The 24,308-nt window shown below is 54.4% G+C and carries 20 protein-coding genes; 6 read left to right on the top strand and 14 right to left on the bottom strand.

Translation table 11 applies throughout. The features are described 5' to 3' along the window. Positions 1-16 precede the first annotated feature (16 nt). The gene (locus HALA3H3_RS22080; protein WP_022523722.1) at positions 17-706 is read right to left on the bottom strand and encodes a cupredoxin domain-containing protein; all 690 of its coding nucleotides are present in this window, start codon (positions 704-706) and stop codon (positions 17-19) included. Between the two features lie 287 nt (positions 707-993). Further along, positions 994-2,715: a proline--tRNA ligase gene (locus HALA3H3_RS22075; protein ID WP_022523721.1), complete on the bottom strand. Its 1,722-nt coding sequence runs from the start codon at positions 2,713-2,715 to the stop codon at positions 994-996. 255 nt (positions 2,716-2,970) lie between these two features. On the opposite strand from HALA3H3_RS22075, the gene HALA3H3_RS22070 reads away from it, so the two are divergent. Next, on the top strand, positions 2,971-3,405 hold the full coding sequence (locus tag HALA3H3_RS22070; protein ID WP_022523720.1) for a hypothetical protein: 435 nt from the start codon (positions 2,971-2,973) through the stop codon (positions 3,403-3,405). 84 nt (positions 3,406-3,489) lie between these two features. Here HALA3H3_RS22070 and HALA3H3_RS27520 read toward each other — a convergent pair whose 3' ends face one another. From HALA3H3_RS27520 to HALA3H3_RS22055, 4 genes are all read right to left on the bottom strand, one after another. Next, positions 3,490-4,032 (bottom strand): amidase family protein, encoded by a 543-nt coding sequence (locus HALA3H3_RS27520; RefSeq protein ID WP_022523719.1) that lies wholly within the window; start codon positions 4,030-4,032, stop codon positions 3,490-3,492. A 24-nt stretch (positions 4,033-4,056) separates the two neighbouring features. Then, entirely contained in the window at positions 4,057-4,905 is an 849-nt protein-coding gene (locus HALA3H3_RS27515) for an amidase family protein (RefSeq protein ID WP_022523718.1), read from the bottom strand. A 109-nt stretch (positions 4,906-5,014) separates the two neighbouring features. Continuing rightward, on the bottom strand, positions 5,015-5,857 hold the full coding sequence (nfo, locus tag HALA3H3_RS22060; RefSeq protein WP_009286506.1) for a deoxyribonuclease IV: 843 nt from the start codon (positions 5,855-5,857) through the stop codon (positions 5,015-5,017). 46 nt (positions 5,858-5,903) lie between these two features. Further along, complete coding sequence (locus HALA3H3_RS22055; RefSeq protein WP_022523717.1) at positions 5,904-6,659, bottom strand: glycerophosphodiester phosphodiesterase family protein; 756 nt, start codon at positions 6,657-6,659, stop codon at positions 5,904-5,906. Between the two features lie 227 nt (positions 6,660-6,886). Here HALA3H3_RS22055 and HALA3H3_RS22050 point away from each other — a divergent pair, with 227 nt between their 5' ends. From HALA3H3_RS22050 to HALA3H3_RS22030, 5 genes are all read left to right on the top strand, one after another. Next, positions 6,887-7,864, top strand: coding sequence for an NADPH:quinone reductase (locus HALA3H3_RS22050; RefSeq protein ID WP_022523716.1), 978 nt, complete (start codon positions 6,887-6,889; stop codon positions 7,862-7,864). Between the two features lie 380 nt (positions 7,865-8,244). Further along, positions 8,245-10,185, top strand: a complete 1,941-nt coding sequence (locus HALA3H3_RS22045) for an SLC13 family permease (RefSeq protein ID WP_022523715.1) — start codon at positions 8,245-8,247, stop codon at positions 10,183-10,185. Positions 10,186-10,310: 125 nt separating this feature from the next. Beyond that, on the top strand, positions 10,311-11,069 hold the full coding sequence (locus tag HALA3H3_RS22040; RefSeq protein WP_022523714.1) for a DeoR/GlpR family transcriptional regulator: 759 nt from the start codon (positions 10,311-10,313) through the stop codon (positions 11,067-11,069). A 254-nt stretch (positions 11,070-11,323) separates the two neighbouring features. Beyond that, positions 11,324-12,811 (top strand): glycerol kinase GlpK, encoded by a 1,488-nt coding sequence (glpK, locus tag HALA3H3_RS22035; protein WP_022523713.1) that lies wholly within the window; start codon positions 11,324-11,326, stop codon positions 12,809-12,811. Positions 12,812-13,293: 482 nt separating this feature from the next. Then, positions 13,294-13,518: a hypothetical protein gene (locus HALA3H3_RS22030; protein ID WP_022523712.1), complete on the top strand. Its 225-nt coding sequence runs from the start codon at positions 13,294-13,296 to the stop codon at positions 13,516-13,518. Between the two features lie 60 nt (positions 13,519-13,578). Here the strand turns inward: HALA3H3_RS22030 and HALA3H3_RS22025 are convergent, their stop codons facing one another. From HALA3H3_RS22025 to HALA3H3_RS21990, 8 genes are all read right to left on the bottom strand, one after another. After that, the gene (locus HALA3H3_RS22025) at positions 13,579-15,219 is read right to left on the bottom strand and encodes a glycerol-3-phosphate dehydrogenase/oxidase (RefSeq protein WP_022523711.1); all 1,641 of its coding nucleotides are present in this window, start codon (positions 15,217-15,219) and stop codon (positions 13,579-13,581) included. 119 nt (positions 15,220-15,338) lie between these two features. Beyond that, positions 15,339-17,105 (bottom strand): ABC transporter substrate-binding protein, encoded by a 1,767-nt coding sequence (locus HALA3H3_RS22020; protein ID WP_022523710.1) that lies wholly within the window; start codon positions 17,103-17,105, stop codon positions 15,339-15,341. 83 nt (positions 17,106-17,188) lie between these two features. Continuing rightward, complete coding sequence (locus HALA3H3_RS22015; protein ID WP_022523709.1) at positions 17,189-17,461, bottom strand: DUF2160 domain-containing protein; 273 nt, start codon at positions 17,459-17,461, stop codon at positions 17,189-17,191. Positions 17,462-17,473: 12 nt separating this feature from the next. Beyond that, positions 17,474-18,370, bottom strand: a complete 897-nt coding sequence (locus tag HALA3H3_RS22010) for a carbohydrate ABC transporter permease (RefSeq protein WP_008956663.1) — start codon at positions 18,368-18,370, stop codon at positions 17,474-17,476. 1 nt (position 18,371) lies between these two features. Continuing rightward, on the bottom strand, positions 18,372-19,259 hold the full coding sequence (locus tag HALA3H3_RS22005) for a carbohydrate ABC transporter permease (RefSeq protein WP_022523708.1): 888 nt from the start codon (positions 19,257-19,259) through the stop codon (positions 18,372-18,374). Then, on the bottom strand, positions 19,252-20,376 hold the full coding sequence (locus HALA3H3_RS22000) for an ABC transporter ATP-binding protein (protein ID WP_022523707.1): 1,125 nt from the start codon (positions 20,374-20,376) through the stop codon (positions 19,252-19,254). Before HALA3H3_RS22000 ends, HALA3H3_RS22005 begins: the two co-directional genes overlap by 8 nt. Further along, positions 20,369-21,466 carry an ABC transporter ATP-binding protein gene (locus HALA3H3_RS21995; RefSeq protein ID WP_022523706.1) on the bottom strand — a complete coding sequence of 366 codons (1,098 nt, stop codon included), beginning with the start codon at positions 21,464-21,466 and terminating at the stop codon, positions 20,369-20,371. Before HALA3H3_RS21995 ends, HALA3H3_RS22000 begins: the two co-directional genes overlap by 8 nt. Before the next feature lie 202 nt (positions 21,467-21,668). Further along, complete coding sequence (locus HALA3H3_RS21990; RefSeq protein WP_022523705.1) at positions 21,669-24,155, bottom strand: acyl-CoA dehydrogenase; 2,487 nt, start codon at positions 24,153-24,155, stop codon at positions 21,669-21,671. Between the last annotated feature and the right edge of the window lie 153 nt (positions 24,156-24,308).

Genomic DNA, 24,308 nt, shown 5'->3' with positions numbered 1-24,308 from the left:
GAACCCTGCTAGGGTCTTAAGTAGCATCTTTAAATCGCTGCTGAAGGGGAGAGAGGGTTGGCGCTGGAGGTGGCAGTGCGTTGAGTTCTAAATTGACTTCCAACTGGTCGCTGTCGGTAATGATACCTTCCCACCAAACTTGCTGGCTGTCATCAAGTTGCGGGTGCCACACGCGCACACGATGCTCACCAGCTGGCAGCATGGGCAGGGAAAGCATGCCTTCGGCGCCCGTTATCGCCGAGTAGGGGGCATCGCTGACTACAATAAACGCCTGCATATGGTCGTGAATATTACACCCTAAGACGACAACCCCTGCTTGGTCGAAGTGAACCGGTGGCGGTGTTTCTTGCAAGTAGAGGTTTAAATCAAAGGTTTTGGCCGGTGAAAAAGAGTAGACGTGGTGGCGGGTGGTGTCTTGGTTGGGAAATGCCACATAGCTGCCGGTCGGTACGGCGAGTACCTTGGGGTGAAAGGCAGCACCCCGCTGATAGATGCTCTCTTCCTGAGGAGGATTGGCCGCCGCCGAATCGTAGTAAACCTCAACAACTGCATCCGCAAGGGGTTGGCCATCACTACTGCTGACGGTTATCTGAGCGGCATTAGCGGTGGGGATAAGTAGGCTGATAACCGCCAGTGCCAATAGCGGGAGTGGGTATACACTGACAAAACCCATAAAAGGGTGACGCAGTCGTGTTGGCTTTGGCATTGAGGTCGGCATCCCGTATTAAGCTGGCTCTTAGTTAGCCCGTGCAGTATTAAACTTAATAGTGGATGGATTATGCAAGAAAGTCATGTGTTTGGCTTAACGGTAGGCCAACACTTAACGCAATGCTGCCTGACGCCAGGTACTCCGCTATGCTTGCAATACCCGCTCCGGGTACCACGTTTCGCCCAAACTGCCATCGCAGTCGTTGCGGCAACGGCTGAGCGGCCACTGGGCTTGTGGTGACAAGTCCAGCGCCGCTCGGCAAGACTCCGCAAAGCGTTGCGGTCTTAGCTACTCGCTTTCTCACGCAAAAAATCGATGATGTGATCTGCAGGCACCATGGTGGCTTCGCTATCCCGACGTCCTTTATATTCCAGTTCGCTGTTGTCCAGGCCGCGGTCGCCGATTACCAGGCGGTGAGGAACGCCCATCAGCTCCAAGTCGGCAAATTTAACGCCGGGCCGGGTGTCTCGGTCATCCAGCAAGACGTCTAAGCCAGCGGCGGTGAGTGCTTGGTAAAGACGTTCAGACTCTTCGCGAACACGCTGGGATTTGTGTGCATTCATCGGCACCAGTGCCACCTGGAAGGGCGCAATAGCGTTAGGCCAGATAATGCCGGATTCATCGTGGTTCTGCTCAATGGCCGCGGCGACCACACGGGTCACGCCGATGCCGTAGCAACCCATCCAAGGATGGCTGGTTTTGCCGTTGTCGCCCAGTACGTTGGCGTTCATGGCCTGGGAGTACTTTTGGCCAAGCTGGAAGACGTGGCCAACCTCGATGCCGCGCTTGATAGAGAGCGTGCCTTGACCGTCGGGAGAAGGGTCGCCTTCCACCACATTGCGTAGGTCGGCCACCTCGGGAAGGGCAACATCACGCTCCCAGTTAATGCCGAAATAGTGTTTGCCTTCAATATTGGCACCCGCGCCAAAGTCGCTCATCAGGGCAACGCTGCGGTCGGCAATAATGGGCATATCAAGGTTCACCGGGCCAAGCGAGCCAAAGCCTGCACCAACTGCTGCGCGAATTTCTTCTTCGCTGCCCATGGTCAGCGGGGCCGCCACTTGGGGAAGGTTCTCTGCTTTTACCTCGTTCAGCTCATGATCACCGCGCACCAATAGGGCAATCAGGCCACCTTCAGCGGCACGTACGATGAGGGTCTTGACCGTTTTCTCGATCGGCAGATCAAACTGCTCAACCAGGGCGGCAATGGTCTTGGCATTAGGTGTATCTACCAGATGCATCTCTTGGGTAGGTGCTTCGCGCTGTATATCGCTGCCCACTGGGGCAGGCAAGGCTTCGGCCTTTTCCATGTTTGCGGCGTACTCGGAGGCGTTGGAGAATACGATATCGTCTTCGCCCGAGTCGGCCAGTACGTGGAATTCATGGGAGCCGGTGCCGCCGATAGAGCCGTTGTCGGCAATTACCGGGCGAAAGTCGAGGCCCAGCCGCGTGAAAATGCGTGTGTAGGCGTCGTACATATCCTGGTAGGTCTGCTTCAGCGAGGCTTCATCCAGGTGGAAGGAGTAAGCATCCTTCATGATGAACTCGCGGGAGCGCATTACCCCAAAGCGTGGGCGAATCTCGTCACGGAACTTGGTCTGAATCTGATAGAAATTGACCGGCAGCTGTTTATAGCTGGCAATCTCTTTGCGCACCAGGTCGGTGATCACTTCTTCGTGGGTCGGGCCGACGCAGTAGTCGCGGTCGTGGCGATCTTTCAGGCGTAACAGCTCGGGGCCATACTGCTCCCAACGGCCAGACTCCTGCCAAAGCTCAGCGGGCTGCACGGCGGGCATCAGTACCTCTTGAGCACCGGCACGGTTCATCTCTTCGCGCACAATGGCTTCCACCTTGCGCAGTGTGCGCAGGCCAAGGGGCAGCCAAGTGTATAGCCCTGAGGTTAAACGGCGAATCATCCCGGCACGGAGCATTAGCTGGTGGCTAATGACTTCGGCGTCAGCCGGAGTTTCTTTGAGTGTGGCAATCAGTAATTGGCTGGCGCGCATGGGCGTGAGCATTCCTTAAGTTTTTTTAAGACTGGTTTTTGAAACTGAATTCTTGAAAAAGTGCTTGGAGGCGTTGAATGGGGCCATTGTACGGCCTAGCGGTTAAAGCGGCAAAATAGTGCTTATGTTCAATTGATCTATGCTTTTGGATGGTTGTGCTAGACTGAGCAAGTTTTATGGCGCGATAGTCGGCAAAAAACGAAAGCTCAATATGCTATTTCGACTATCGTTACTATTTTGTTTGAGGGAACCTTCATGCATCAAGCAGTTCGTCGCTGGTTGACCGGCGCCGTGGTTGGCGTTTCCATCGTGTCATTGAGTGGTTGTGGTACGCTTTTTCACCCTGAGCGTAAAGGGCAATTGAGCGGTGATATTGATCCGGTTATTGCTGTCGCCAATGGTGTCGGCTTGCTGTTTTTTATTGTACCCGGAGTAATTGCCTACGCCGTGGATTTCTCTAATGGCACCATCTATTTGCCGGGCCGCAACAGCGCCTCAGTAGATGTTCACCAATTAGACGACGCTATGGATATAGCCTCTCTTGAAAAACTGCTCTCTGAAACAGCCGGTCAGCCGGTGAGTTTGGAGAGCGAGTTAGTGATGATCGAAGAGATGGGCAGCTTGGACGAAGCGCTGGCTATGGTGCGTATGTCTGGCGTGTTAGACCAAGAGAAACTCTCGGCGATGTAATGCTCCTAATTGACCGCTAAAGCCCAGCCGAGCGTTATGCTTGGCTGAGCTTTTTCATGCGGCTCAGTTTATGCAGCCCAGCTGTCAAGCATACTGGGCGGGGTTGGGTACGCTGGGAAAGCGCGGCGGGTGCGCTTCCATGTAGGCGTGGCAGGCACGCAGTACCCGCACATCATCATACTTGCCACCCGCAAGCTGAAAACCCACCGGTAAACCGTTATCGGTAAAACCACAGGGCACTGACGCGGCGGGCTGCTGGCTAAGGTTAAAAGGATAGCTAAAGGGCGCCCACTCTTCCCAGTCCCGCATATCGCTGCTGAGGGGAACTTCCTGGTTAATTTCAAACGGCGGTATCGCCACCGAGGGGGTCATCAGTAGATGATACTCTTGGTTAAAGTGCTCCAGGAGCTGGGTTAACTCCGCACGATCTGCCAAGGCACGAAACAGTTCAACGGCTTTCCAGGGTTCGGCCTCACGGGCATTGGCCACCATGCCGGGATCCAGCAGCGTACGCTGGTGATCATCCATTTGTGACCACTGCTCTAAAGAGGCGGTAAACCACAGCTTACGGAAGGTATCCAGCGGTGACGAAAAGCCGGGATGCACTTCGACGATTTCAGCGCCCAACGCCTCCAGTCTGCCGGCTGCTTCTCACACGCGTTCGGCAACCTGTGGATCTACCTTGGCGTAGCCAAGATCAGCCGAGTAGCCAATCCGTAGTCCGGTTAAACCTTTATCCAAATCCATCCCCCAGCACTCGGGCTGCCCGCGGGTGGCGTAAGGGTCACGGTAGTCGTAACGGCCCATCACATTGAGCATGCTAACCGCATCCCGCACGGTGTGCGTTAACGGCCCCAGGTGCGATAGGCTGGGTTCTTTAGCTGGAGGCCATTGGGGCGTCCAGCCAAATGTGGGTTTGAAGCCAAAAACACCGGTGAACGCCGCGGGGATACGTATGGATCCGCCGGAGTCGCCGCCCTGGTGCAGTACCCCCATATTGAGTGCCGCAGCAGCGGCGGCCCCGCCGGAAGAACCGCCGGGGGTTAACCGAGTATCCCAGGGGTTAGCCGTGGCACCGAAGACACGGTTATCGGTCACGGCTTTCCAGCCAAATTCGGGCGTGTTGGTTTTACCTAAAATGACGGCGCCTGCTTCACGCAGCATGCGTGCGGGTGGCGCATCGGTGTCACATAGCGCTTCAGAAGAGGTTAACGAGCCTTCTCGGCAGGGCATGCCTGCCACTTGGGTCAGGTCTTTAAGCGATACCGGCACCCCGTCGATGGGGCTTAGCGGCTTGCCTTGCCCCCAGCGCCGCGCCGAGGCTTTGGCCGCCGATTCCGCACCTTCAGCATCTACATACACATAGGCGTTAACGTCTGGGTTGAAGCGCTCGGTTCGATCAAGAGCGGCACGAGTCGCTTCTAGCGGGGAGGCCTCTCGGCTTGCAAACAAGTGAGCTAGGGTCTGGGCATCTAAACTGCCAAGATCGGTATCGCTCATTACACACTCCTTACGTAGGCTGGGGCTTGGGTAAAGGAGTTTAAGCGTAGGCAAGCATTACCGGGCGTGCAAAAACCGCTGAATCGTAGGCTGACTCTTTGTATCCACTTCAGGAGGCTTGAGCGCGTAGCCAAGCTATTTCATCGGCCCATATCTCGGGTTCGATGGTCTCCAGTATCATTGGAATGCCGTTAATCCGTGGTTCCTGCATGATGGTGGTAAAGGCAGGTAGGCCAATATTGCCTTTACCCAGGCTATGGTGGCGATCCACGCGGCTGGCAAGGTTGCTTTTGGCATCGTTTAAATGCATGCCGCGCAGATACTCAAAGCCGACCACGCTGTCTAGCTCATCAAGCGTTGCTTGGGTGGCCTCTGTCGTGCGTAGATCATAGCCCGCCGCAAAGGCGTGGCAGGTGTCAATACACACCCCCACGCGAGTTTTATCGTCCACGTGGGCAATGATCTCGGCCAAATGCTCGAAGCGCCAACCCAGGTTAGTGCCTTGGCCAGCGGTATTTTCAATGACTGCGGTAACGCCTTGGGTATGCGTTAGCGCTTCGTTAACGGATTCTGCAATACGCTTTAAGCAGTCGCTTTCGCTGATTTTGTTCAAATGGCTGCCAGGGTGAAAATTAAGCAGCGTCAGCCCCAACTGCTCGCAGCGCTGCATCTCATCCAGAAACGCATCGCGGGATTTGCGCAGCCCTTCCTGCTCGGGGTGACCCAGATTAATCAGATAGCTGTCGTGGGGCAAAATCTGCTCTGCAGAAAAGTTGTGCTCGGCACAGGCATCGCGAAAGGCTTGAATCGCCTCATCGGTGAGCGGTTTACCTTTCCATTGACGCTGATTTTTGGTGAATAGCGCAAACGCATCCGCACCGATTTCCACTGCTCGCTGCACGGCTTGGTCTGCGCCGCCAGCGGCGCTCACATGGGCTCCTAGGTACTTCACGGTGGACTCCTTGTCAGTGTGTGAACTTATAAGTTGTTAGAGTTTATCAATGGCTGTCTAAAAAGCGCTTGAACGCGGCGGGTTCATCGGTGATGACACTGCCGATGCCCCACTCCCAGCGGCTATGAAAGGCACTGGGGTCATTGGCGGTATAGCACAATATTTGATAGCCATCGCGCTGCATAGCGTCGGCTTGGGCGCGCTTCAAACGCGGCCAGTGGGGGTGCACGCTAAAAGCCTCAATGGCCTCGCACTGCTCATGCCAACTTTTGGGCACGCTACCGAACAGCACACCCAGGGCCAGCCGTTCTTTGCTGGCAAATTGACGGCAGTGGCCAAGAGCCGCGGCATTGAAGGAGGAGATAATCAAGCGCTCGGGGGGGAGAGTGTCGAGCATTTCCGGCAGCGCGCGTTCCACCAGCGCGATGGGGTCGCGGCCTTTGTTGACCTTGATTTCCATATTGGCGCCCATTTCCAGCTCGTTAAGCAGTGCCAACATCTCGCTGAGACTAGGCATCTTCTCACCCGCAAAACGATCGTCAAACCAAGCCCCGGCATCCAGGGTTTGCGCCTTCGCCCAGCTCATGGAGGCGAGTCCGCCCCGTCCGTTTGAGCAGCGTGCTACATCGCCGTCGTGCCAAATCACCGGGGTGCCATCACCCAGTAGCTGCACATCCAGCTCTACCCATGTGGCTCCCGCTTCATAGGCGGCGCGCACCGCGGCGAGGGTGTTTTCAGGGGCAGCGGCGGAGTAGCCGCGGTGGGCAATCAGCGCGGGGAGTTGAATAGCGGGATGCGTCATGACAAATCTCTAAGCCTTAGACGATAAAGAAGCGCTAATACTAGCATGGGCGCATGACAGCAGGATTGCATTGCCTCGCGTTCTAGTGGGTAAAAATACGCTAGCGTGCTAGCTTGATTTAAATGCCATGACGCGCTTGTATAGCAGCACCTGTTGCCATGCTTAGCATTATTCAGAGATGGCGTATCAACTCGAATAATAGCCGAATTACACAATAAGGAGTCCTAATGTCTCAGCGTATTCAATTTGCCCGCACCGGCGGTTCTGAGGTACTTGAACTGGTCGACGTTACCCCTGCTGAACCTGGCCAGGGTGAAGTACGTATTGCTAATAAAGCCGTTGGCCTTAATTTTATCGACATCTATTTTCGTACCGGGCTCTATCCAACCCCTTCCATGCCTTCTGGTCTAGGCACCGAAGGTGCAGGCGTGGTCGATGCGGTTGGCGAAGGAGTCACACACCTTCAGGTTGGCGATCGCGTGGCCTATGCCCAAGGCCCGTTGGGCGCCTATGCTGAACTGCATACGCTGCCAGCGGCTAAAGTGGTCAAGCTACCCGACTTCGTTGATTTCGACACCGCAGCGGCGAGTATGCTCAAGGGCCTTACCGTGCAGTATCTGCTTCGCCAAACCTATGAACTAAAAGGTGGCGAAACCATTCTATTTCACGCCGCAGCGGGCGGGGTAGGTTCGATTGCCTGCCAGTGGGCGAAGTCGTTAGGCGTTAAGCTGATCGGCACAGTCAGTTCACAGGAAAAAGCGAATCTAGCCATGGCCAACGGTGCCTGGGCGACAATTAATTACAGCGAAGAGAACGTGGTAGAGCGCGTACGCGAGCTTACCAACGGCGATATGTGCGATGTGGTGTATGACTCGGTGGGTAAAGACACCTGGGAAATGTCACTGGACTGCCTGAAGCCCCGTGGTCTGATGGTCAGCTTTGGCAACGCGTCTGGCCCGGTGGAGGGCGTTAATATCGGCATTCTGAATCAGAAGGGCGCACTTTACGTGACCCGCCCCAGCCTGAATGGCTACGCCGACACCCGCGAGCGTTTGGAGATGATGTGCGAAGAGTTTTTCGCCATGATTGAAAGCGGTAAGGTCAACATTGATATCGCCAACCGCTACCCACTTGCAGAAGCTGGCAAAGCCCAAGACGCCCTGCAAAGCCGCAAGACCACGGGCTCAACTATTCTTTTGCCGTAGCGAATTCGTTTTATCCGACGATAGAGCTTTGAGAGCAGCAGCAGGGGCAGCCTGAAGCGGTTGGCCAGGGCCCCGTGAAGTTTCCTATATCTCAAAGGCTGCACGCATCGCTATAAGATTGTTGATGCTCACATTATTGTTGAGCGCCAAAAGTAAGCGCTTTTATTAGCCCGCTTTACCCTTCATTACACTACCGATATGAAGCTCGGCTTTGCCGAGCTTTTGTCCCTTTTGGCTATGTGTTTATAGGCTTTGCGTATGCAGGGTCTATACCTCTGTATAGTAAACGTCTAATGTGCAGAAGAAATAGTCATGTTAAAGCGTGTTTTGCATCAATCGCATGGTGAACTTTCAAACGCCAGCAAGGGAGTGGGAAAAGGATGTCGGCTGAGGACATAAGTGTTGAGGGCTCAAGCGCTGAGGGCTCCGGTATTGAAAACGTAAGTATTGAAGCATTGGATCTTGGCGGGTTAACGCTTACACCTAGCACACTGGTGTTTATCGTACTTGGGCTAACGCTCGCCGCGTTTATATGGGGACGCTTTCGTTATGACTTAGTGGCGCTGGCAGCGTTGTTGGGTTCGGTCATGCTGGGGCTTGTGCCGGCCGAAAGCGCTTTCGCCGGTTTCGGCCATCCGGCGGTGATTACCGTGGCCGCTGTACTGGTGCTTAGCCGAGGGTTTGAGCGCTCGGGCGTGGTCGATATTATTGCCAACCAAGTGCTTAAAGTGGGGGAAAACCTGCTGCTCCAACTCCTGGTGCTGGTGGGTACCATTGTTGTGCTGTCAGGTATTATGAATAATGTGGGCGCCCTGGCACTGCTGCTACCGGTAGCTATGCGGCTTGCCCGCGAACACAACACCTCGCCTTCCTTACTGCTTATGCCCCTGGCGTTTGGCTCTCTGCTCGGCGGCCTGACCACGATGATTGGTACCCCACCCAATATCATTATTTCCAGTTATCGCCGTGATGTGACAGATGAAGCATTTAGTATGTTTAGCTTCTCGCCTGTTGGCATCGTAGTTGCGCTGGCGGGGCTGGCCTTTATTGTTCTGGTGGGCTGGCGCTTGACGCCCAAGCGTAGCGGCCAGGCCTCTACGGATGAAATGTTCGATACCGCCAACTATTTAGTCGAATTGAAAGTGGGTGAAGAGTCGAAAGCCAAAGGCTTAACGCTACAACAGTTGCGCGACGAACTGGACGAAACCATTCCCGTGTTAGCGGTGGTGCGTGATGACAACCGCCGTGCAGGCTATAACTTCCACGGCGCACTGGAAGAGGGCGATATTCTGCTATTAGAAGCAGGGCCTGATGAGCTTCAAATGCTGGAAGACAAAGTAGGGCTAAGCGCGATTGCAGAGTTGGAGGAAGACCCTGAGGCGGAGGATGCTGAGCCTACGGAGAGTGATAAGGATCCTGTGAATAAGAAAGATTCTGCGCAGGATCGACAGCCCGTGGATACCGAGGGCCTGCAACTGATCGAGGCCGTGGTGCGTAACGACTCAATGATGATTAACCGCAGCGTACGCCAGCTACGCTTAAACCATCAGTTTGGCCTGCACTTGGTGGCTGTCGCACGGGATGGCGGGCGCTTGAAGCAGCGGTTGCGGGATATTCGTTTTAAAAACGGTGATGTTTTGCTCCTCCAGGGCAGTGAAAACGAGATGTCAGATAGCCTGGCCTCGCTTGGGTGTCTACCCCTGGCTAGCCGTGAACTGCATCTGGGGCAGCCACGCAAACTTGCTATGTCGATTGCTATTTTTGCCTTGGCAATCGTCGCCATGCTGTTTGATCTACTCCCCGCAGCGGTGGCCATGAGTAGTGCGGCACTGATTTCGCTCCTGATTGGCGTGTTACCACTCCGGGAAGGGTATCAGGCCATTGATGGCCCCGTCATAGTGCTGCTCGCGGCGATGATTCCCGTGGGCGAAGCATTAGAAACCAGTGGAGGTGCAGATTTGATTGCTAACGCGCTGCTCAGTTTTGGCAGCGATTGGCCGGTGGTGGTGACCATGATAGGGCTGTTTTTACTCTCTATGCTGCTCTCCAATGTGGTTAACAATGCGGCGGCTGCGCTACTGATGGCACCGATTGCGGTGAGCTTAGCCAATGGCTTTGACGTCTCACTGGATCCGTTTTTGATGGTCGTAGCTGTTAGCGCTTCCTGTGCGTTTTTAACCCCTATTGGGCACCAATCCAATACGCTGGTGCTTGGGCCTGGCGGCTACCGCTTTGGTGATTATTGGAAACTGGGCTTGCCGCTATCACTGGTGGTGCTGGTGGTTGCTATCCCAATGATCCTATGGGTGTGGCCGCTTTAATAGGCGAGGTCGCCGCTTGGTCTGTCGGTTTGGCACCTGCGGAATTGTATGAATAGTGCTATTAGGTTTCGAAAATTTTGCTAGATTATGTTCAGATATCAATAAAAATCGAACAGGCCGGGCTTATGAATCAACAATTTCGTCAGGATGCCATTGTCGAGCTGGTTCGTCAGCACGGCTATATGAGTATTGAGCAGCTCACCGATCATTTTGCCGTGACACCACAAACCATCCGTCGCGACTTAAATACCCTGGCCAATGAGGGCCGGGTGAGGCGGGTGCATGGCGGAGTAGGAATCGAGTCGAGTACAGTCAATACCGCCTACAGCACGCGCAAGACACTGCATCTGGAAGAAAAGGAGCGCATTGCCCGCTGTTTAGCACAGCACATCCCGAATCACTCCTCTCTGTTTATTAATATCGGCACCAGCAATGAAGTGATTGCTCAAGCGCTGTTAGAGCACCAGGGCCTTGAGATCATTACCAATAATTTAAATGTTGCCGCTATCCTGCAACATAAAGAGGATTTCACCGTGATTATCGCCGGCGGTCAGGTGCGCTCCCGGGACGGCGGCATTATCGGTGAAGCAACGATCGACTTTATCAATCAGTTCAAAGTGGACTACGGCATTATCGGCATCAGCGGTATCGATGAGGATGGCTCACTGCTGGAGTTTGATTACCAGGAAGTGCGCGTTGCTCAGGCGATTATCGCCAATTCCAGGCGCATCTATCTGGCGGCGGACTACTCTAAATTTCACCGTAACCCGGTTGTTCGGCAAGGTAACCTGGAACAGCTGGATGCGCTATTTACCGACCGCAAACCCCCAGACGCGATTCAGCGCTTGCTGACGCAACACGATGTGGCGCTCTACATTGCTTAATGAGGTAGTTTCAGCCTTGAGCATTTTGGGCGGCTAGAGTAGCCTTGGATGATAATAAAGCGAAAACGTGGAAACCTCTGATTAACTATTGCGCTTGGCCATACAGCGTTAAAAATCGCCTCAAAATGCTCATTTACACCCCGTAAACTCCGCTTTTTCGTTGATTTTTGCCTTGTCTGGCCTGCGCTCATCGCGTTAATCAGAGGTTTTCAATCATACAAAATCGAAAGATAATACAACAAAGCGAACTCGATATGTCCTCTTTTATACTCGCCATTGATCAAGGTACCACCAGTTCTCGCGCCATTCTGTTTGACCGCCAAGGCCAGGTGGCCGCTGTTGCCCAGCAAGAATTCACTCAGCACTTCCCCCACGACGGATGGATTGAGCACAACCCCGAAGACATTTGGGAAACCGTGGTGGCGACTTGCCGAGATGTGATGCGTAACGCTGAAGTTTCCGCCGACCAAATAGCCGGGATCGGCATTACCAACCAGCGGGAAACCACTATTCTGTGGGATCGGAAAACGGGTAAGCCACTCTATAACGCCATCGTTTGGCAGGATCGCCGCACCTCAGATTTATGCCAGTCACTGCGCGATCAAGGCTATACCGATACCGTTCAAGCTAAAACGGGCCTATTGATTGATCCCTACTTTTCAGCCACCAAGCTTGGTTGGGTACTGGACAACGTTGAGGGTGCTCGGGAGCGCGCCGAGCAGGGCGAGTTGGCATTTGGAACGGTAGATAGCTTTTTAATCTGGCGGCTGACAGGCGGTCAGCAGCACGTGACCGATGCCACCAATGCTTCGCGTACAGCGTTGTTTAATATCCATACTCAGGAGTGGGATGAAGAGCTGCTGGCGCTGTTTAATATTCCCGCCAATTTATTGCCCGAAGTGAAAGACTCCAGCGATGATTTTGGCACCACCGAAGCGTACTGGCTGGGTGCCGCGCTCCCCATTGCTGGGGTAGCGGGGGATCAGCAGGCTGCTTTAGTGGGGCAGGCGTGCTTTCAACCGGGGATGGGTAAAAGCACCTATGGCACAGGCTGTTTTATGATTGTGAATACCGGCGAAACGCCCTCGCTGTCGCGCAATCGCCTGTTGACCACCATTGGCTACCGGCTTAATGGAAAGCCGACCTATGCCATGGAGGGCAGTATTTTCGTGGCGGGGGCGACGGTGCAGTGGTTACGTGACGGCTTGAACCTGTTTGCCGATGCGTCAGAGACGGAGGCCTTGGCCCAGGAGACCCGCAGTGGCCACAGCGTTTATCTGGTGCCCGCCTTTACCGGCTTGGGCGCTCCACACTGGGATCCCAAAGCCCGCGGCGCTATTTTTGGGTTAACTCGCGATACCGGTATCGCTGAAATAGTCGCCGCTGGCCTGCAAGCGGTGTGCTATCAAACCCGAGACCTCCAGCACTGTATGAACGACGACATGGAGGCCGCACCAGGCACTTTGCGCGTCGACGGTGGCATGGTGAAGAACAGCTGGGTGATGCAGTTTCTTGCCGATATGCTGGGTGTCCAGGTGGATCGCCCTACGATTTTGGAAACCACCGCGCTGGGGGCTGCTTACTTAGCCGGGTTGCGTTTAGGTTGGTATCAAACCCTCGAAGAGATTGAGCAGCTGTGGCGCTGTGAGAAGAGCTTTATGCCTGCTATGGAGGAGACCACTCGCGAGCAGCTCTATCAAGGCTGGTTGGATGCGGTTTCGCGCGTGCGCTCTACGCCTTAGGTAATAACGATTTAGCCCCCTACTTAAGCACACTATCTATTAACTCTTTCGATTCTTTATAATGCGGCGGCCAATTAAACCATTGGCCGCCTTTCTTCGCTTTTAGCGCCCCTCATGAAAGTCTTTAACACACTTAACACTTAATGAGTGTTTATGTAGTCGAGTTACAACCCCCCCTGCTGCCAATGATGCATTGTGGGTTTTGTTGCAGTGAACCATAGTGAAGCCATGGATCAGGAGGGTGCTTCGTTATCCCGAGTCACTGCCCTGATCTCTGCTACAGAACCATAGCGCTTCAGTATTACCCGAGCGCTAAAGGCGAAGGTCTTGCAAAGCTTGTGACCGTTTCGCAGTTGCCGAACTGGGCACTTATCCGGCCCAGCATGAGTAGCAACGTCACCATACGTCGTTAACTAAGATGGCTGCTTTTTTTAACCGATAGTCGGTTAAGCAGCGGATGACCATACCATGAGGTATTACTAATGAACTGCATCGAACTGAGCCAACAAGCCGACAGCATCGCCAGCACTTTCAGCAAACAAGATCTCGCTAGACTTGTTGTGGCACTGAAGGGCAACCGTGAATCACTGCAGCATGCCGTTGAGGTCATCGACACAGTGGATAGCCGCTCAGGCTGCACACTGGAAGAAGCTTGGGATGAAGTGCTCTCAGGGGACTCTCAAATGCGAATTGAAGACGAAGAGTAGGGCAAGACGCGCTTATTGATTGTTTGAGCCCCCTCACTTCGGTGAGGGGGCTTTTTTATGCTAAACCGCTGTCGATGTCGGCGGAAGTGCAGTATCGCGATTTTGTTCGAAGTACTGGCTAAATCGATTTTCAGCGTCGTCACCAAACAGTACCCGACACGCTTCCTTTAAACCTGTGGAATGGCGTAACTGCTCATGAGGTACCACCAGAGAAACTTTGGCGCGGCGGCGCAGGAAGTCCTCAAGCTGGGTGATCATCTCGTGGTCGCGGGCATGCTCAATTTCACAACGGATGTACTCAGTGCCTTCAATGAGGATTTCGCCCTGAGCGGGATCCTGACGAATTTTCTCCAGCATCGGTATGGCTTGATCGGCATAGCGCCGCCACAGCCGAGAGGAGAGCAGCTCCGATGACGTAGAGGCGGTCATGGCATCTAGGTTCATACGCTTGGCTTGATCCATAAACTGCTGTTTCACGGGCTTGGCAGGTTCCCCGTACCACCGAAAGTTGGGGTCTGAAAGTGAAACGCCCAGGCGGCTTATATCTTCGGCAATCTCATCCCCTACGTTCAAACAGTCGGTAAGTTTTCCACCAAAGATGCTGATATGCGCACTCTCAATGTTGGTATCGACCACATGCTTGCGAGAAAGCTGTAAAAAGTCTCGGTCACTGCCCTGATCATCTTTGATGGCTAAAGGCCTTACGCCACAGCGTGTCGAGATAATGTCGTCTTGTGTGAGCGGTTGATCTAGCGTTAGGCGTTTATTGATATTTTCCAGCACAAAGGCGATATCGTCAGCAGTAACGTCTACCTCTGGATGCTCCATATGGGTATCGGTAGTGCCGATACAGGTGCGATTGCCCATGGGAATGACGAAGAACAGCCTTCCATCGTCGGCAAAAAATGCCAACACCCGCTGTGAATCGGTTAGCTGTGGAACGATGAGGTGAATGCCCTTGGAGTAGAGGTGATGATGGGTAGTCTTTTGGCCGGTCAGCTCGTTATGCTGATCTACCCAGGGGCCAGCAGCGTTGATTAATACCTTGGCATGAATATCGAAGGTGCTGCCATCCATCACGTTGTGCGCTTTGGTCACCCATAGGTCGCCGACCCGTTCGGCGCCGAGTGACTCGACGTAGTTGGCGGCAATTGCTCCATAGTTAAGCGCGTGGCGCACAAAGTTGAACACAAAGCGTGCGTCATTATCGTGGAGGTAGGCGTCGGAGTACTCGAAGCCGCCAACGGCGTCCTCAATATCGATAATGGGTTCTTGCTGCTTAATCTTGTTAGGCGAAAGCAGGCGTGGCAGTTTAGTGAAGCCGTTGCCCATCAGCCAGTAAAGCCAGGTGCCCGCCCATAGGTAGCGTGGTGAGTGGCGGAAACCTTTCGAAATAGTGGTCAGGAAACGAATCTCCTGCACGGTAGAGGGGTAACTCTTTATCAAGTGATTGCGGCTTTTGCACAATTTTCGAACCAGTGCAAAATCCTTGCTTTCCATGTATTTAATGCCTCCCCAAACTAAGTTGGAGGAGTGCATGCTGGTGCTGCCAGCGAAGTCGCCGCGATCAATCAGTGCGACTTTAGCGCCTTTTCCAGCCAGCGCCGCCGCAGTGGCCGCGCCATTGATACCGCCCCCTATAATCAGGGCATCAAAGGTCTCGGTAGGTAATTTTTCTATATTTCGATTTCGCAGTTTCATAGCGGATCCAATTAACAAATAAATAGCCCTGGTGCCCTGGGTGTTTTCTCTTGTGCTATGGCCTGCCGCCAATGAAACCCTTGCAGGGCGGTTGCCCACCCTGCAAGCGTTACGCGTGATTACTCTTGGCGCGTACCGGCTGCCATCCAGGCTTCCATCATTTCGTCATAAGGAACGGTGGTGCCTTGGGGCATTTCATTGTCCAGCTTGGCTTTGGGTGCGCCTTCCTGATCCAGCCAGTATTGCGGATCCTGCTCTTCATTGAGCACGGGCGCATAGCTGTCGAAGACGTTGGCCCTGGCTAGGCGATGCATGGTGCTGTCCATATCCGACGCCAGTTTGTCCAAGCCTTCCTGAGGCGTGACTTCACCACTCATGACAGGCGCCAGGTTTTGCCACCACAGTGGGGCCATGCGTGGGTAGTCAGGCACATTGGTGCCGGTAGGCGTCCAGTTCGACTCGTTGGGGCTGCGGTAGAACTCCACCAGGCCGCCTAATTTGGGGGCCATCTCGGTCATCTGCTCAGAGAAGATGTCAGATTCACGAATCGGCGTTAGACCGTGCATCAGTTTTTCCAAAGACACCGTTTTAGACACGGTGAACTGGCCGAACAGCCACGCCGCGGTGCGACGATCTTCCGGCGTTGAATCGAAGAACGTCCAGGCGCCTACATCTTGGTAGCCGACCTTCATACCCTCTTCCCAGTAAGGGCCGGTGGGGGATGGAGCCATGCGCCATAGCGGGTTGCCTTCGTCATCGGTCACTGCGACTGCAGGGTCGGTCATGTCGGCAGTAAAGGCGGTGTACCAGAAAATCTGCTGGGCAATGTGTCCCTGCGCAGGTACCGGGCCAGCCTCACCAAAGGTCATGCCCTGTGCTTCAGGAGGGGCATAGTCACGCAGCCAATCGACGGCTTTTTGCATGGCAAATACCGAGGCCGGTGAGTTAGTAGCGCCGCCGCGGCTTACGCTTGCGCCTACTGGCTGGCTATCTTCGTTGACGCGGATACCCCAGTCATCCACCGGGTTGCCGGAAGGGACGCCGGGGCTGCCCATACCTGCCATGGAGAGCCAGGAGTCGTGGAAGCGCCAGCCCAGTGACGGATCGCGGCGGCCGTAATCCATATGGCCATACACCTTGGTGCCATCTATTTCGCCGACATGCTCGGTAAAGAACTCGGCGATATCTTGATAGGCCGTCCAGTTAGTGGGAACGCCAAGAGGGTAGCCGTAGACCTCTTCGAACTGTGCCATCAGCTCAGGGTCGGTAAACCAGTCATAGCGGAACCAGTAGAGGTTAGCGAACTGTTGGGTGGGCAGTTGAAAGAGGCTGCCATCTGGCCCGGTGCCGTACTGCAGTCCAATAAAGTCGTCTAAATCCAGGGTGGGCAACGTATAGTCGGCCCACTCGTTCTCCATCGCTTCAGACAGGTTGATGGTGGTGCCATAACGAATATGCGTGCCGATGGAGTCGGTGTCATTGACGAAGCCATCGTAGATGCTGTTACCCGACTGCATCTGATTCTGCATGGTGTCCACCACATCACCTTCACCGATGATGTTGTGGGTCAGGTTAATGCCGGTCAGCTCACTAAAGGCTTCTGCAAGCACTTCACTTTCATAAACGTGAGTCGTGAGGCCTTCAGCCACGGTTTGAATATCCATGCCGCGGAAAGGCTCGGCAGCGTTGGCAAACCACATCAGCTCTTCGATCTGCTCTTCGCGGCTCAGGGTTGAGTTCTGGAAGTGCTCGTCGACCAAGCGTTCAGCGATGGCACGGGTATCCTGCTCTTGCGCTGACAGCGTTCCCGACGCCAGCAACAAGCTGGCGGCGAGGGTTGTCAGTTTGAATTTAGTCAGTTTGGATTTATTGTCGTGCTTTTGCATGTTGACCTCGTTTTGTTGTGTTCTTCCTTGATGGCTTGGCCGTCCTTGATACCGATTAAACGCTGATGGCATTTCCCCAAGGGCTATCCCCAGCGCATTAAAACCAGCAGCCATACGGCTGATACCGCTAGTGCTATCCAAATGGAGAGTGACGTAAAGCCGATCACGCCCAAATGGATAAAGGCTGCGGAGAGCAGGCCGATAAACAGCCGATCCCCGCGAGTGGTGGCAATGGGTAAAAAACCTTTGCGTTCAACAGTGGGCGACATGATCTCCCATACCGTCATGCCTGCCAGCATGGCCGCAATGGATGAAAAGAATATGGCGGTGGGCACTGTCCATACCATCCAAGACATAGTGAGATCTCCTCAGGTACGGCCCAGGGCAAAGCCCTTGGCGATATGGTTACGAACGAAGTAGACCACCAGAATGCCGGGAATGATGGTGAGTACACCGGCGGCGGCCAAAGTGCCCCAGTCAATCCCAGAAGCAGTCGATGTGCGCGTCATGATCATGCCAATGGGCTGGGCGTCAGTGGCTGTCAACGTGCGGGCCAGCAACAGCTCCACCCAGGAGAACATGAACAGGAAGAACAGCGTGACGCCAATGCCTGAGCGGATCATGGGGATAAAAATCTTGACGAAAAAGCGCGGAAAGCTATAGCCGTCGATATAGGCGGTTTCGTCGATCTCCTTGGGCACGCTGCTCATAAAGCCTTCTAAAATCCAGATAGCGAGGGGGATATTGAACAGGCAGTGAGCCAGCGCGACGGCGATGTGAGTATCGAACAGGCCTACCGAGTAGTAGAGCTGGAAGTAGGGCAGCAGAAATACTGCAGGTGGCGCCATTAGGTTGGTCAGCAGCCAGAAAAACAGATGCTTGTCGCCAATAAAGGTGTAGCGGCTGAAGGCGTAAGCGGCGGGTAGCGCGACGCAGATGGTAATCAGCATATTCATCGCTACATAGAGCATCGAGTTGACGTAGCCCATGTACCAGCTTGAGTTGGTGAAGATGCCGATGTAGTTATCAAAAGTAAGGTTCTGGGGCCACAGCGTCATGGAGCCCAGAATTTCGCTATTGGTCTGGAGCGACATATTGATCAGCCAGTAAATGGGCAGAATCATCAGCGCCAGATAAAGGCCAAGCAGGATACGTGAGCGCCAGTGTGCACGGGCAGTACGGTTACGCCGCTTGGCCGGTGAAACTTTGCTAAAAATGGTGTTGTACTTTTCACCGCGCTGGGTGTTTTCGAGTTGATAGCTCATGTTAGGCACCTCCGTGCGGCGGTTTGTCTTTCTGCATATTCATAATGGTGGTGTAGAACACCCAGCTCACCAGCAGAATGACCAGGAAGTAGATCAGCGAGAAAGCTGCAGAAGGGCCTAAATCCTGTTGGCCGACAGCCATAGTGGTTAGTGATTGACTTAAGAAAGTGGTGGCACTGCCCGGCCCGCCGCCCGTCAGTACAAAGGGTTCGGCGTAGATCATAAAAGAGTGCATAAAGCGCAGCAGCACGGCAATGACCAGCACGTTGGTTAGCTTGGGGAGCTGAATGTAGCGGAACACCGCCCATTTTGAGGCACGGTCGATACGTGCTGCTTGATAGTAGGCTTCGGGAATCGAGCGGAGACCGCTATAGCACAGCATGGCCACCAGCGGCGTCCAGTGCCACACGTCCATTAAAATGATGGTTACCCAGGCGTCGCCGGCATTACGGGTAATGTTGTATTCAATGCCCAGTTCGCGCAGGCCCCAGCCCATTAAGCCGATATCGCCACGGGTAAAGATTTGCCAGATACTGCCCACTACGTTCCAGGGAATCAGCAACGGCAGGGTAATCAGGATCAGCACCGCCGAGGCTTGCCAACCGCGTTTGGGCATAATGAGCGCGATGCCAATCCCTAGCGGAATCTGAATAGCCAGAATAATCAGCGAGAACGAAATTTGGCGCAGAAACGCTGCCTGCAGCGCGTCGTCGTTGAGCATGCTTTGAAACCACTCAGTGCCGGTAAAAAAGCGTGCGTTCGGCCCGAGCACGTCCTGCACCGAGTAGTTGACCACGGTCATGAGCGGAATGATGGCGGAAAAGGCCACCAAAACCAGCATGGGAAGCACCAGTAGCCAGGCTCTGTTATTGGGTACCTTGTTATTCATGACCAGCCTCCACTAGGTATTCATCGATATACAGCGCTACGTGAGCAGCATCGAAGTGCGCAAACGCCGCTTCACTGACCGGCGGATGGCCTTCGGGCAGGCGTGCCTTAAACGTTTGCTCGTTGAGTTTGAAGGTCAGCAGGGAGTAGGTGCCCAGGTCTTGCACGCTGGTCACCTGAATCGGCACGCTATTGGCCACTTCACTTGAGGAAATGGCGATAAACTCGGGGCGGATGCCTAGTTTTATATTGTTATGGCTAATATTGTTAGCGCTGGCATTGGCAGCGCTGGCGACAGCGTGCTTCATCTGCTCGCTAACCGGCAGTGGCTGTGTGCCGAACATTACCTGATCGTCGCGATATTCCACGGCCATAAAATTCATGCCCGGGCTGCCAATAAAGTAACCCACAAAGGTATGCGCAGGGCGCTCGAACAGCTCACGTGGGGTGCCGAATTGCACCACCTGGCCCTCATACATCACGGCAATTTTATCCGCGAAAGTAGAGGCCTCGAGCTGATCGTGGGTCACGTAGATCATGGTGATATTGAAGCGCTCGTGAATCTCTTTGAGCTTGCGACGCAGCTTCCACTTTAGCTGCGGGTCGATAACGGTGAGCGGCTCATCAAACAGAATCGCCGTTACGTCGTCACGTACCAGCCCACGGCCCATGGAGACCTTCTGCTTCTCGTCGGCGGTCAGGTTTTTGGCCTTACGATCCAGCAAAGGGGTCAGCTCAAGAATATCGGCGACTTCGAGTACCTTGGGTTTCACCCGGTACTCGGGGGTATTCATATTGCGCAGGGGAAAGGCAAGATTATCGAACACCGTCATGGTGTCGTAGATCACCGGAAACTGGAACACCTGGGCAATATTGCGCTCTTCTGGGGGCAACTCATTGACCCGCTGACCGTCGAAAAGTACGTCACCCTCCGAGGGTTCAAGCAGGCCCGAAATAATGTTCAGAAGGGTCGATTTACCGCACCCTGAAGGGCCCAATAGGGCATAGGCACCGCCCTGATGCCATACATGATCCATCTGTCGGATGGCGTAATCTGCCGCACCCTTGGGTGTTTTTTCGTAGGAGTGCGCTAAGCCTTTTAGTGTGATCTCAGCCATGGGCAGCTCCTCCCTGACGTGCAGGAATATGTACCGTGTGACCCTGCTTGTCGAAGGCGTAAAGTTGATGGGTGGGGAAGTAAACTTTCAGAGGTTCATTAACACTAAACTGGTGAATACCCGCTAAGTGCAGCACTAAGGGGAAGCGTTCGTGGCGAACATGCAGGAAGGTTTCAGAGCCACTAATTTCCGCTACATCCACATGGACATCCAGGGCCAGGTCATCGGCCTGTTGGGGTTGTAGAGTGAGATGCGAAGCTCGCACGCCAAAGTCGTAATCACCCGGTTCAAGACGCTTTAGCTCGTCATCGCAGGGAAAGTGAAGCGTTTGGTCGAAGGTGATCTCGCTGTCGGTCAGCTGACCGGGAACGATATTGATTGGGGGTTCGGAGAACATTTCTGCGCTAAAGCGGCCATTGGGCTCGCGATAGACCTGCTCGGTAGGGCCGTATTGGAGAAGCCTGCCTTCGTGCAGTACCGCCGTGTTACCGCCCAGCGCTAACGCTTCATTGGGCTCGGTGGTGGCATATACCGCAATGCAGTTACGCGCTTTAAACAGATCACGCAACTCATCGCGTAGCTCTTCGCGGAGCTTATAATCCAGATTGACCAGCGGTTCATCAAACAGAATTAAGTCGGCATCTTTGATCAAGGCCCGCCCCATGGCGGTACGCTGCTGTTGGCCACCAGAGAGTTCCTGCGGGTAGCGGTTAAGCAGGTGCTCGATATGCAGCATTTCAGCAATTTCGCCAACCCGCTTATCAATTTCGCTTTTTGGGTGTTTGGCCAGTTTAAGCGGCGACGCAATGTTGTCATAAACGGTGAGGCTGGGGTAGTTGATAAACTGCTGGTACACCATGGAGACATTGCGTTTACGCACTGAGACGTTCGTGACGTCTTTGCCATCCATAATAATTTTGCCGCGGGTGGGTGGTTCAAGCCCCGCCATTAGGCGCATTAAAGTGGTTTTGCCAGCAAGTGTTCGCCCAAGCAGCACATTAAAGGATCCTGGCTCTAGGGCTAAGTCTATCCCACTGATATGGGGCACACCGTTAACGATGTGATCGATATTTTGCAAATGTAAGGACATGCCGATCTCGCTAGCGTCATTGTTGTTGGATAAGGTAGATCGTTTTCGTTTACGAAAGGCTAGTTGATCGTTTGCGAACTTGCAACGCGTTTTTGGTTCCTCGGTCTACGCATTTAGGTGTAGAAAGTGAACACAAAAAAGCCGACTCCTGGCATGCAGAAGTCGGCTTTTTTTACAGGTAACGCTTTGAACAAGAGAGGTATTACTTAACGTTTTCTTCCTCCGGCTTAGGCGCTACCGCAGGTTTTCCGTTGTGCTCGATCAGCGTGGACTTATTCTTGGCAAAGGCATCGTAGGCAAAATCGTCCACGGTGAGCATTTCCAGTACTTCGGCCTCGAAGGTACGCATAAAGTCGGCATCCTCTTCATTGATCAGGCCTTTTTCCAGACCGGCTTCTACACGAGCCTCAGGATGCAGCGCCGTTTGCGGGAGTTCGCCTTTAGCATACGCCTTGTTCACCGTGCGGTAGATCGCCTCGGCGCGGTCATAATCGACCAGCAAAGCGTTGTAGCGCGCCAGCGGGTTGCGCTGTTCACCGTCGTCTGCATCCCAGGTGTTTTCCAGCAGCTTGGTGCGCAGGGCACTGTGTGTAGACACACGCTTAGCGATATCCCGGGCCAGGTCATCGTGGGGTTTATTCCAGCGGCGACCGGTGGGCATTACTACGGCGTTGAGCGTTTTACCTAGCGCACGGTTGGGTAGATTATCGAAAATCTCCACAAACGCCTGCTCGGCACGCTGGAGCAGGAAGCGGCAGCTGTAGTGCAACAGCGCCTCTTCGCCTTCTACTTTACTGCCTGCCTGCCACTGCTTGAGTACCATTGAGGTGAGATAGAGGTTAGACAGCACATCCCCCAGCCGTGCAGAGATCATTTCACGTTTCTTCAGCGCTGAACCCAGGCTTGCCATGGCAGCATCGGCACACAGGCCAAAGCCAGCGGAGAGGCGGGCAATATCCTGGGCATAGGCGGCGGCGGGGCCGTCGAAGGGTACGCTGGCTTTACCAATGCCAAAGCCGAGGGTAAAGGCGCGCGCAGCGTTACCAAAGATCAAGCCCGCGTGACCGAAGAAGGCTTTATCGAACGCCTGCATATCGTTGGCGTCTTTGGCAGCCAGTTCTTCTAGTACGTAGGGGTGGCAGCGAATAGCACCCTGACCAAAGATCATCAGGTTGCGGGTCATGATGTTGGCGCCTTCCACGGTGATCGCCACCGGGTTGGCGCTGTAACCGATACCGAGGTAGTTGCGCGGGCCAAGAGTGACTGCCTTGCCGCCGTGAACGTCCATCGCATCGCTAAGCAATACGCGCTGGAACTCGGTCAACTGGCTCTTCAGGATGGCTGAGGGCACGGCGGGTTTTTCGCCGTGGTCGATCATATTGGCGGTTTGATACACGGTGGCCTGGGAGATATAGGCCAGCGCCGTCATGCGGGCGAGGGGCTCTTGCACACCTTCCATTTCGGCAACCGGCACGTTGAACTGACGACGAACACGGGTGAAACCGCCGCTCCAGCCCAGGGCGTAACGCGCGGTGCCGGTGGCGCCTGACGGCAGCGTGATGCAGCGGCCGATAGACAGACACTCCACCAGCATCCGCCACCCCTGGCCGATCATGTCTGGGCCGCCAATGATGGTGTCCAGCGGAACAAAGACATCTTTGCCGATAATCGGGCCGTTCATAAACGGGCTGCCGATAGGGTGGTGACGGCGGCCGATTTCCATGCCGTCGGTATCGCGGGGAATCAACGCCAGGGTAATACCGCGATCTTCTTCGTCACCCAGCAATTTTTCCGGGTCAAACAGACGGAAGGCAAGACCAACGACTGTGGCGATGGGCGCCAGAGTGATCCAGCGTTTTTCGAAGTTAAGGCGCAGGCCGATCACTTCTTCGCCGTTAATGGTTTGCTTACATACAACGCCAGTGTCTGGCAGCGAGGTAGCGTCAGAACCTGCGCGGGGGCCGGTGAGGCCAAAACAGGGGATCTCGCGGCCATCGGATAAGCGCGGCAGGTAATGATCTTTCTGCTCTTGGGTACCGTATTTAAGCAGCAGCTCGCCAGGGCCGAGGGAGTTGGGTACGCCCACGGTCACCATCAGGGTTTCATTGACGGAGAGCTTCTGCAGTACCATGGACTGAGCCTTAGCCGAAAAGCCAAGACCACCGTACTCCTTCGGAATAATCATGCCGAAGAAACCCTCTTTTTTCAGGTAGTCCCAAAGCTGCTGGGGCAGGTCGGCGCGCTCCTGGGCGATGTCCCAGGCGTTGCACATGCCAGCGGCTTTCGCACACTGATTGGCTAGGAAGGCTTTCTCATCGTCGCGTAGGCCATCGTCTTTAAAGGCGAGCAGTTTTTCCCACTGGGGTTTGCCTGAAAATAGCTCTCCGTCCCAGGAAACGCTGCCCGCTTCCAGAGCTGTGCGCTCGGTGGCGGAAACTTTGGGGGCGACTTTTTTAAAGGTGGCGAATAAGCGCGGTGTGAGCCACTTGCGACGCAGTGCAGGCAGGCCTGCCACGGCTACTGCCGCAGCGCCAAGAAGCAGCAGACCACCAATGATTTCCGCGTCAAACAGTAGGCCAACAAGGCCTAATACGCCAAACACAGCTAGCGCCGCGGGAGCGCCTGCTTCGCGACGCATGACCACGAGCAAGCCGACAATGGCGAGCACGATCAGAAGTAGGGTGAGCATAGGTTATCTCTCTTTTTGCTGGCCACTGTTGCAGGCCGACTGTTGTTAATAAAACGCGAGTAACATCGTTGTTGAGATATTGAGTCGAACACTTGTTTGAATATTGGCAGATGGGGGCTATCACACGCAAGTTTTTAGGCACGTTTGGCGTAG

Origin of the sequence: Halomonas sp. A3H3 (assembly GCF_000982975.1) — a bacterium.
Taxonomy (GTDB): domain Bacteria; phylum Pseudomonadota; class Gammaproteobacteria; order Pseudomonadales; family Halomonadaceae; genus Vreelandella; species Vreelandella titanicae.
Note: the sequence above shows the minus strand (reverse complement) of the source record. Positions and strands in the feature narration are given on the sequence as shown.